8 protein-coding genes, 1 pseudogene and 1 riboswitch are annotated in these 9,957 nt (G+C 30.5%); of the genes and pseudogenes, 1 reads left to right on the top strand and 8 read right to left on the bottom strand.

What is annotated here, in order from left to right; genetic code table 11:
- Positions 1–70: 70 nt before the first annotated feature.
- Positions 71–166, bottom strand: a riboswitch (glycine riboswitch).
- A 169-nt stretch (positions 167–335) separates the two neighbouring features.
- The 6 genes and pseudogenes from ACMOUI_RS12110 to ACMOUI_RS12085 all read right to left on the bottom strand — a co-directional run bounded on the left by ACMOUI_RS12110 (position 336) and on the right by ACMOUI_RS12085 (position 6,957).
- The gene (locus ACMOUI_RS12110) at positions 336–1,235 is read right to left on the bottom strand and encodes an ROK family protein (RefSeq protein ID WP_418965948.1); all 900 of its coding nucleotides are present in this window, start codon (positions 1,233–1,235) and stop codon (positions 336–338) included.
- 10 nt (positions 1,236–1,245) lie between these two features.
- Entirely contained in the window at positions 1,246–2,115 is an 870-nt protein-coding gene (locus ACMOUI_RS12105; RefSeq protein ID WP_418965947.1) for an N-acetylneuraminate lyase, read from the bottom strand.
- 18 nt (positions 2,116–2,133) lie between these two features.
- The gene (locus tag ACMOUI_RS12100) at positions 2,134–3,084 is read right to left on the bottom strand and encodes an alpha/beta fold hydrolase (RefSeq protein WP_418965946.1); all 951 of its coding nucleotides are present in this window, start codon (positions 3,082–3,084) and stop codon (positions 2,134–2,136) included.
- Between the two features lie 4 nt (positions 3,085–3,088).
- Positions 3,089–4,893: pseudogene (locus tag ACMOUI_RS12095) on the bottom strand (TRAP transporter large permease subunit).
- A gap of 28 nt (positions 4,894–4,921) precedes the next feature.
- On the bottom strand, positions 4,922–5,908 hold the full coding sequence (locus tag ACMOUI_RS12090) for a sialic acid TRAP transporter substrate-binding protein SiaP (RefSeq protein WP_418965945.1): 987 nt from the start codon (positions 5,906–5,908) through the stop codon (positions 4,922–4,924).
- Positions 5,909–5,961: 53 nt separating this feature from the next.
- The gene (locus ACMOUI_RS12085) at positions 5,962–6,957 is read right to left on the bottom strand and encodes a substrate-binding domain-containing protein (protein WP_418965944.1); all 996 of its coding nucleotides are present in this window, start codon (positions 6,955–6,957) and stop codon (positions 5,962–5,964) included.
- Between the two features lie 153 nt (positions 6,958–7,110).
- Between ACMOUI_RS12085 and ACMOUI_RS12080 the strand changes: the two genes are divergently transcribed.
- Positions 7,111–7,521, top strand: a complete 411-nt coding sequence (locus ACMOUI_RS12080; RefSeq protein ID WP_418965943.1) for a hypothetical protein — start codon at positions 7,111–7,113, stop codon at positions 7,519–7,521.
- A 25-nt stretch (positions 7,522–7,546) separates the two neighbouring features.
- Here ACMOUI_RS12080 and ACMOUI_RS12075 read toward each other — a convergent pair whose 3' ends face one another.
- The gene (locus tag ACMOUI_RS12075; RefSeq protein WP_418965942.1) at positions 7,547–8,335 is read right to left on the bottom strand and encodes a Cof-type HAD-IIB family hydrolase; all 789 of its coding nucleotides are present in this window, start codon (positions 8,333–8,335) and stop codon (positions 7,547–7,549) included.
- Positions 8,336–8,405: 70 nt separating this feature from the next.
- The gene (locus ACMOUI_RS12070) at positions 8,406–9,863 is read right to left on the bottom strand and encodes an ABC transporter substrate-binding protein (protein ID WP_418965941.1); all 1,458 of its coding nucleotides are present in this window, start codon (positions 9,861–9,863) and stop codon (positions 8,406–8,408) included.
- Positions 9,864–9,957 lie beyond the last annotated feature (94 nt).

The following is a 9,957-nucleotide window of genomic DNA, read 5'->3' as shown; positions in this document are numbered from 1 at the left end:
AAAAAATACCTTCTGGAATTAAAAAAGAATTATACACAAAAAATAGTTTAATACAAAAAAACTTTTATTGCATAATTCCTCTGTCCTTTTACCTGAGAGTTTAGTCCAAACTTTACATTTGGGTTTGCTCCTTCGGTGCTCATAGAGTCTCTCCAGAGGCTCGTCCAATATAGGTCCTCAAGTTTTTCAACTAACCTGAAAGATTCACTTCTTCGGTGGCCATTACGGCTCTCTCCCTATATCTTCATCCGATTTTCTATTCAATTTTTTACTGTTGTTATGAAATCTATTGTAAAATGAAAAGTTTTTTTTGTCAATGTTTTTTTTGAAGTTTTTTATTTTATTTTTTCTAAAAGTAGGTACGAAGCTCCTAACATTCCCGCATCATTGCCCCTTTCAGCCATTTTTATCTCAAGGATATCCAAATAATTTTTCATGACTTTTTTCTCTAAACTTTTTTGGAAAATACTCTTTAAAAATTCACCCTGTTTAGAAACTCCACCTCCAATAACAATAAGTGAGGGATTAAAAATATATATTAGTGTGGATAATCCATCTGTTAAGTAATCGGCCCACTCATTAACAATCTCTATATATTTTTTATTATTTTTATGAACCTCATCAAATATCTCTTTTCCATTTAATTTTTTACCTGTTTTCTCTTCAGCCAACCTTAAAAGTGCTGTTGTTGAAGCATAGCTTTGATAACATCCTCTATTTCCACAGCCACATTGAAGTCCATTTTTTACAATCTGTATATGTCCAAATTCTGCTGCTACACTACTTTCCCCTCTTAAAAGTTCACCTTTTAAAACAATTCCTCCTCCAATTCCAGTTCCAATTGTTAAACATAGGAAATTCTCTTTACCTTTGGCTGCTCCCATCCACATCTCACCTAAAGCAGCACAGTTTACATCATTTTCTAAAACTGCTGGAACGCTGTATCTCTTTTCTAATATCTCTACTAGATTAGTTCCAATCCATCCAGGAATTAGGTCTGTTCCTCCTACAACTTTTCCAATAGATCCATCTATTTGTCCAGTGGCAGAAACGGCTATACCTAAAATTCTATTGGTTTTTAGCTCTTCAACTATCCCATAGATTTTTTCCAATAACTGTTCTACACCTTTTGAGGCCTCTGTTAGTAAAGAAGAGGAGAATATAACTTCTCCTCTTGAGCTAACTAAGCCATATTTTATCTCTGTTCCTCCAATATCAATGGCTATTATATTCATTAAACTTCTCCTATAAAAAATTTCTTCCTATCTCTTTTGCTGCTTCTATCTTTTCTGCTGATAATTTTTTCATTGGTAATCTACAATATCCAATTGCATCTACACCTTTTAACTTTAAAATCTCTTTTATAGTTTGATATAGTCCGTTTCCTAAAATGGCTTCGATTATATCATTTAAATAAGTTTGTCTCTCTCTTGCAGTAGCTAAATCTCCAGCTTTTGTTGCATCAAAAACCTCTCTAGCTATCTTTCCAGTTACATTGTATGTACTTCCTATTGCCCCGTCTACACCCAATGCTACCGCTGGCAATAACATCTCATCAAATCCTGCATATATCAATTTATTTGGGAAAGCTTTTCTAACTCTCTCTAAAAGATAAAAATCTCCAGCTGTAAACTTGATACCAATAATTTTATCATGACAAAGTAGCTCTCCAAACTGCTCAACATTCATGTTAACTCCAGTTAAAAATGGAATTGAATAGATTATCATATTGTTATTAGTCTCATTTACTATTGTCATGTAATAGTTTTTAATCTCCTCAAAGTCAAATTTATAATAGAATGGTGTTACTGCAGATAGTGAGTCATATCCTAACTCAGTTGCATACTTTCCTAATTCAACTGCCTCATATAAGTTAATAGATCCCACTTGTGCAATCAGTTTAACTGCATCTTTAGCCTCATCTTTTACAATTTCAAATATTCTTTTTTTCATCTCAGTTGAAATCATAAAGTTTTCACCAGTACTTCCACCTACGTATAGTCCATCTACCTTCATTTCATCAATATTGTATCTAACAATATTTCTTATTCCTTTTTCATCTAAGTTTCCATTTTTGTCAAAAGAGATTAGTAATGCTGAGTAAATTCCTTTCATTTTTTCCTCCAAATTTTTTTATTTTAATAAGTTTAAGGCCCATTGATAAATTAGATCCTCTAGTCCATTAATGTTCTCGTGACCAAAATCAGGGTAAATAATATGCTCCTTTTTGCTTTTTATATTATTATAAACTGCAAATTGAGTTGATGGTGGGCATACCTTATCCATTAATCCTGTTACCATTGTTACCTCTCCCTGTATATTTTCTACAAAATTTTTTACATCTATATATCCTAATGTTTCAAAAAACTTATTTTCATTTTTATGTTGTGGATCATACCATCTAAAGAAATCTTTTAATTCACTATATGCAAAATCTCCTAAATCTAAGTCCCATACTCTTTTAAAATCTGATAGATATGGATAAATTGCAAATATCCTAGAAACTCTATTTTCTAGTGATGCTGTTACTAAAGAGATTGCACCACCTTGTGAATATCCTAAAGTGGCTATATTTGAGGTATCAATCTTTTCCATCTGAAAAACAATATCCAATAGTCTCACTGCATCTAAATAAACTTTTCTATAATAACTTTGTTTAGGTCCTTCTAATAACCCTCTTATTAAATTTCCAGCCCTAAAGTACTCATTACCACTTTTTCCCATTTGATCTCTACAATCCATGGCAAAGTATGCAATTCCTGATGCTGCGTAGCTCATTCTTCTAGACCAGTCTCCTCCATTTCCGCCATAACCATGAAACTCTACTATTGCTGGAACTGGTTTTAAAATATTTTTAGGCAATAACATTTTTACATATATCTTCTCGCCATCTATTCCTTTAAAAGTTAAATTGTAGCAATCACACAGAGGACTTTGAAACTCCGCAGGAGTCATTACGACTCCCGCTTCTGTCTCTCTTAGCTCTCTTAATGAATCTTGCCAAAATTCAACCATATTTAAAGGAGTTGGACTAATCCCTCTATATTTTTTTAATTCATCTATTGGCAAATCTATATTTGGCATTTTATCAAGCTCCTAATATTAAGTTTGGAACGAATAAAACAATTTGTGGGAATATTGTCAATATAACCAAAGTTATTATTATTGGTATTAAAAGAGGTATTACTCCCTTGGTTATGGTACTAACTGGAATTTTTCCAACTCTAGATACCACAAATAAAGCCATTCCCATTGGTGGTGTTAAAATTCCTATCATCAAGTTTAATGTACTTAAAACCCCGAAGAACACTGGATCTATTCCAAATTGAATCACCACTGGTATCAACATTGGTAAAACTAAAACCTGTAGTGCTAGAGCTTCTATAAATGTACCTAAGAAAATTAAAAGCAGATTTATCATCACTAAAACCATTAATGGTGATTTTCCAAATGTTAAAAATACTTCTGCTATTTTCATTGAAATCTGTTCTCTCGCTATAACTTGACCAAAGAAAGTAACTCCCATAATCATTAAAACAGTTACTCCACTTATCTTTATAGTCTCTATAACATCTTTTACGAACCCTTTCACAGTTAATTCCTTATATACAAAGAATCCTAATCCCATTGAGTAACATGTAGCAATTACTGCTGCCTCTGTCGGCGTAAAGTATCCCGAAAAAATACCTCCTATTATGATAAAAGGAGTTAGTAGAGCCCAAAATGACTCTTTAAAAGATATTAATCTCTCCTGCATTGTAGCTTTTGGTGCTCTTTTATAACCTCTTTTTTTACAGATAAAGTAGTTCATTATCATAAGAGCAAATGTTAAAATTATTCCAGGAACAAATCCACCTAAAAATAATCTTGCTATTGATTGATCTGCTATAACTCCATAGATAATCATTGTTATGCTTGGAGGAACTAAAGGTCCTATTATACATGAAGCTGCTGTTAACCCTCCACATAAATCATCGTCATAACCTTCATCTCTCATAGCTTTTATTTCAAGTTGTCCCAATCCACCTGCATCAGCAAGTGCTGACCCTGACATTCCAGAGAATATTAAACTGGCAAATATATTTACGTGCCCCATTCCACCAGTATAATGTCCCAATAATGCTTTTGCAAATCTAAATATTCTCTCTGTTATACCTGAGCTATTCATCAGTACCCCAGTTAGTACAAAGAACGGAACACTTAGTAAACTAAAGCTATCTAAACTATCTACCAAAAGAGATCCTACAAAATAGATAACATTCCAATCTGTAAGTGCAAAGAACAGTAAAGTTGCAAACACCAATGAGAATCCAACAGGCACTCCCACAAATATAAGTCCAAACCATGATAAAAACGTTACTAATGTTAACACTCTTTGCTCACCACCTTTTCATCATTTTCAGTATCTGTGTGTTTAGGAGAAACAATAAATTTTCCCTCTTTATAATCTTCTCTAAGAACTTGAATGAATCGTATTAACATCAATGTCGCTATTAAAGGTAGTGCTACATACATCCAACCTGCTGATATTTTCAGTGCTATCAGTTGAAACATTTTTTTTCTTAAAAAAAGTTTATAACCTATCTGAATCATTGCAACTAAAGCTATAAAAACAATTGTTTGAATAAATGTATTTGCTATTTTTAAACCTTTTCCTGAAAATTTATTGTATAGAAAATCTATAAATACATGTTGTCTATATTTTATTCCTATACTCACTCCTAGCATTCCTACATATACAAACAATAAAATTGCCAGTTCTTCACTCCAAACTAGAGGAGAATTAAATATCTGTCTAAAAACAATCTGTGCCACTAATATAGCAAACATTGTTATAAAAAGTGCAGCTCCTATGATTTCCTCTATGTTATCTAAAATTCGTCTTATATTCATATCTGTCCAACTCCTATACTATCACTCTCTATTTAACTGCTGTAATCTCTTCCAGTGCTGCTTTACCAACTTTTCCATTATTTTTTATATAAACATTATAAAATGGTTGCATTGCATCTCTAAACGGTCCTAAGTCAGGATAAGTAATTGTTACTCCCTGCTCTTTAAAGAAATCTAATAAACTAGCTTCTTCATCCATAAATAGTTTTGTATGGTATTGAGCAGCTGATTCCGCTTCCTGTTTTACTAACTCCTGTAGATCTTTTGGCAGCTTTTTCATAGTTGAATTACTTACTAAGTACAGCTGATCATTTAATATATGATTTGTCATTGCTAAATATTTTTGAACTTCATAGAATTTTTGAGCTCTAATAGCTGATAATGGGTTCTCTTGCCCATCAACTGAGTTTGTTTGTAATGCTAAATACACTTCAGAGAAGGCCATTGGAGTTGGTGATGCCCCTGTATTTTTAGCATACTCTAAGTTTGCATCCGCTTTAGGAACTCTAAGTTTTAATCCTTTCATGTCCTCTATGTTGTTTATTGGTCTATTTGTTGTTGTCTCTCTTGTTCCATTATATGCTTGAGATAAAATCTCTATATTTAAGTTATCACTAATTTTCTTCTGTAAATTCTTTCCAAACTCCGTATCAAATGTTGCCTTTTTCATATGATCAAAATCTTGAATTACATATGGTAATGAATATACTTGAGCTTCTGGGAAGAAAATATTAAATCTACCCATCTCAGCGAATCCCATATCTAGAACCCCAGCTGATATTTGCTCTAACATTGATCTATCATCTCCAAGTTGAGCCCCTGGAAACAACTCCACTTGTACTTGACCATTTGATTTTTCTTTTAGATTATTTGCAAAATACTCTGCTGCCTTATACTCATTTGAACTTGTATTTGGCGTGAACCCCATTCTTAATTTATAAACCTTTTCATTTGCCCCAAATGCTACCATCCCAAATACTAATGTTAATCCTGCTACTTTTAACACTCTTTTCATTAAAATTTCCTCCCTTAGAATTTACTTTTGACTTTATATAGTAATCTCATTTTTTAATCCAAACTTTCTTTAAAAAGTATATCTATTCTAGTTTGATATTCATGAGATCTTTTTAAACTTGTTTTATATAATGCTTCAAAAATCTTTTTTCCTGCTATGTATCCTTGGTTATAGAAATCTTCTGATACTGTGGCAACCACTTTGCCACTTTCTATCAATCCCCGTATTTTTTCATTAAAACCGTTTGTTACAAACTTATAATTATCTTTGTTTATCTCCCCAAGATATTCAATTATTTCAGGAGCATATCTATTTATGTACACTCCCTCTACTTCATCTGAAAGATAGTTTAAAATTTGTTTTTTATTCTCTAATAAATTTTTAATTTGAATCGGTCCTTGAATCTTTTTATTGAGCTTTTTTAATTTTTCTAAAGCTCCTTTTAAATATATTCTTGATGATATCAAGTCATCCCCTGCATCTATCACCAATATTTTTTTATCCTCACTAACTATATTTGATAAAACATCTGCCGCTATTTTTCCAGATTTTTCATACCTAGAATCTATATATCCATCCTCTTCAAAAAGTTGTTTTCCAATTGAAACGATTTTTAAATCATTTTTAATTGGTTGCAATAATTTCATTATCTTTTCTCTATCTAGTGGAATAATTATTAAACCATGAATTTTCTTTTCCAGTGCTTTTTTTAAAATCTCTATCTGTCCTTGACTATCATTTATATCAGCTTCTAAGATTTTTATTTTTACCCCATAGGCTTTTATCTCTTCTTGAAAATCCTTTAATCCACTTTTCAGTTTTTTTGAATACTCTTCATTAATCGATTTTACTATTATAGCTACTATTGTTTTTTTCTCTTTTATTGCTAACGAACTTCCTAAGTAGTTTTTTTCATATCCCATTTCATTAGCTAATTTTAAAACTCGCTCTTTTGTTTCCAACTTTATATTTTTACTTCCATTTAGTGCCCTTGCCACCGTTGTTCTTGTTATTCCTAAAATTCTAGCTAATTCTGCTTGCGTAACCACTTCACACCTACCTTTGTTCTCGTGAACATGTTCGTTAATAAATTAATATAACATTTTTCGGTATTTGTCAAATCTTTTTTTTAATTATTTCTTGTAAAAAACTGTAAAAGCCTTTATAATATTATGATAAAAGACATTGTGAAAGGAGCGTTTATGAAAATTATTAGTAAAAATAAACCTAAAGGTACAGAATATAATGAACTAAAAAATATGAAAAAAGCTAAAAGAATTGTTAAAGCTAAAGAGGATAGAAGAAGAGCTGAAAACAAAAGAGTCAATGCTGAAGCTAGAAAAGAGAGAAGAATTGAGGGTGAATTCTACGATAGAGTAAAAGAGGTTGAAATATTAGGATTCAATAAAGGAATGCTTTTAGTTCGTATTGGAGAGGAAACTGAAAAAAGAAGTCTTACTTATGGAAGAAGAAGTATCGATCTTAAAGAAAACTTAAATTTAATTGGAAACTTTCAGCTAAAATTATTTGGAGAGATGGTTGAATTAAAATACTTAAAGAATTTCGATAAAATGAAAGATCAAATAGCTTGGGCTATTTCAGAAGAGTTATAAAAAAGTGGGCATAAATCCCACTTTTTTATAACTCTTGTACTAAAAATTCGTACACACCATCACAATCATTTGAAGCAGTTATATATTTAGCTACTTTTTTTAAATTTTCTTCAGCATTTCCCATAGCTACTCCATAACCTACCATCTCAATCATCTCTTTATCATTGTTTGCATCTCCAAAGGCCACACATGTTTCCAGTGTTAACCCTTTTAATTTCAAAATTTTCTCTAAACTTTTTCCTTTATTTACCTCTTTATTTAAAACTTCTAAATATCTTTCTTGAGAATATGTTAAATGAACTGTATCCCCTATTCTATCTTTTAACTCTTTCTCTATTTTTTCCAGATTATATCTTTCATCAATAAATAATGCTTTTGTCATCGCAAAATTTAAAAATTTATTAAAATCTATTTCAATTGCTTCAATCCCTATATTTTCTCTATAATATTTTGTTTGCCAATTGAATCCATTTTCTACAAACCACTCTTCATCTTGATATAAATTTAGATGAATATTATTTTTTCTAGAAATCTCTATCAAAATTTTAATTATCTCTTCTGAAAGTGGTTCTTCTAAAAGTATTGTTTCATCTTTTGTATCTATTACTTTTGCTCCATTATAACAGATTGCAGTTATTGGTAGATTTAATTTCTTTATAACCTCTTTAGTTGCACTGTATGATCTTCCCGTTACAATTATAACTTCTATACCATTTTTATAAAGTTCTCTTAGAATATCTCTGTTTTTTTCACTTATCTCCTTTTTAGAATTTAATAATGTCCCATCTAAATCTAATGCTATTGATTTTATCATTTTTCCCTCCCCATAGTATGTATAATCTATTATAACAAAAAATGAGGAGAATTTCTCTCCTCATTTGGCTTTAATATCCAATATTTTCTAAAACATGATTCCCATTTGGATTAAATTTAAAACCTTTTACATTTTTATTAATTCCAATATTGTACATTTTATAAACGATTGGAATTATAGGTTTTTCATCCTCTATAATTTTTTGAATTTTTTCATACTTCTCTTTTCTTTTCTCTTTTGAAGACTCTTTTCTAGCTTCATCTAAAAGCTTATTAACTTGCTCATTATTATAAAAGCTTCTATTACCTACTCCACCTCTAGAGTTATTATGTAACAATGGATAATATCCATAATCAGCATCTCCTGTGCTTGTATACCAAAGTCCTATAAGTGCATCATGCTTACCTTGTGCCGTTAGCTGTAAAAAAGATGATAGCTCTAAAGTTTGTATGCTTACATCAATTCCAATCTCTTTTAAGTTAGCTTGTATGATTTGAGCCATTTGATATTTACTTGTGTCCTCATATATCCATAGCTCTATTTTTATTGGAGTTTTATAGTTCGCCATTATCTCTTTAGCTTTTTCTAAATTATATTCTTTCTCCTCTTTACTTGAATAACCAAAAGTATTTGGTGTTATTATAGAATTGGCCACTTTTGATGTATTTTCAAAAATTGCTTCATTTATCGCATCTTTATTCAAAGCATATCCGATAGCTCTTCTCAAATTTTTGTCACTTAATGGAGCTTTATCTGTATTAATTGATAAAAAATCTGTTCCATATGATAGTTCATTTATTATTTTTAAATCTTTTGAATCTTTAAAGGCTTTTACATCTATTGCAGATATGTCATATGCTATTTGTATCTCATTTGTCTCTAAAGCTATATATCTATTTGGAGCTTCTGGTATTGTTAAAAACTCTAATTTATCCACTTTAGGGGCTCCCTTAAAATAACTAGGATTTTTTCCCAATATAACCTTCTGTCCTGTTCCCCAATCTAAAAGTTTAAACGGTCCTGTTCCTACCAGTTTATTTTGTGAATCCTCTTTTACTATTGCCATAGATGAGTGGGTTAAATTATGTAATAATATGTCCACATTTGTTGTATATTTTATTTTTAATCTATATTTATCAACAATCTCTATCTTCTCAATGGGATCTACTAATACTTTAGTAACTGGTATAGTTTTATTTCTCTCTAAACTTTTTTTCACTATTTCAGAGTTTAACTCTTCTCCATCTTGAAAGAAAATATTCTTTTTTAACTCTATTTCAACCATATTATTTTTTATTAAATAATTTTGTGCCAACTCTCCTTCAATCTCATTTTTGCTATTAAGAATAAATAGATTATTATATATTTGCTTTGTTATTGCTAAAGTGGAACTATCCGTATGTCTATGTGGATCATACGACCTTCCACTATATCCCAATCCAACTTTTACTATCTGTTCCTGTGATGCCCCAAATAGACCAGTTATAAGTAATATATAAGTTAATAATATTTTTATATATTTTTTCATTTTATCCCCCTTATAAATGTGTTATACTCTTGAATAGTATGACACATTTATATTTTTTTTTCAAAATAATATAATAAAGTGTATTACTACACTT

The sequence above is a fragment of the Cetobacterium sp. genome, from assembly GCF_048470075.1.
Lineage (GTDB): Bacteria > Fusobacteriota > Fusobacteriia > Fusobacteriales > Fusobacteriaceae > Cetobacterium_A.
Note: the sequence above shows the minus strand (reverse complement) of the source record. Positions and strands in the feature narration are given on the sequence as shown.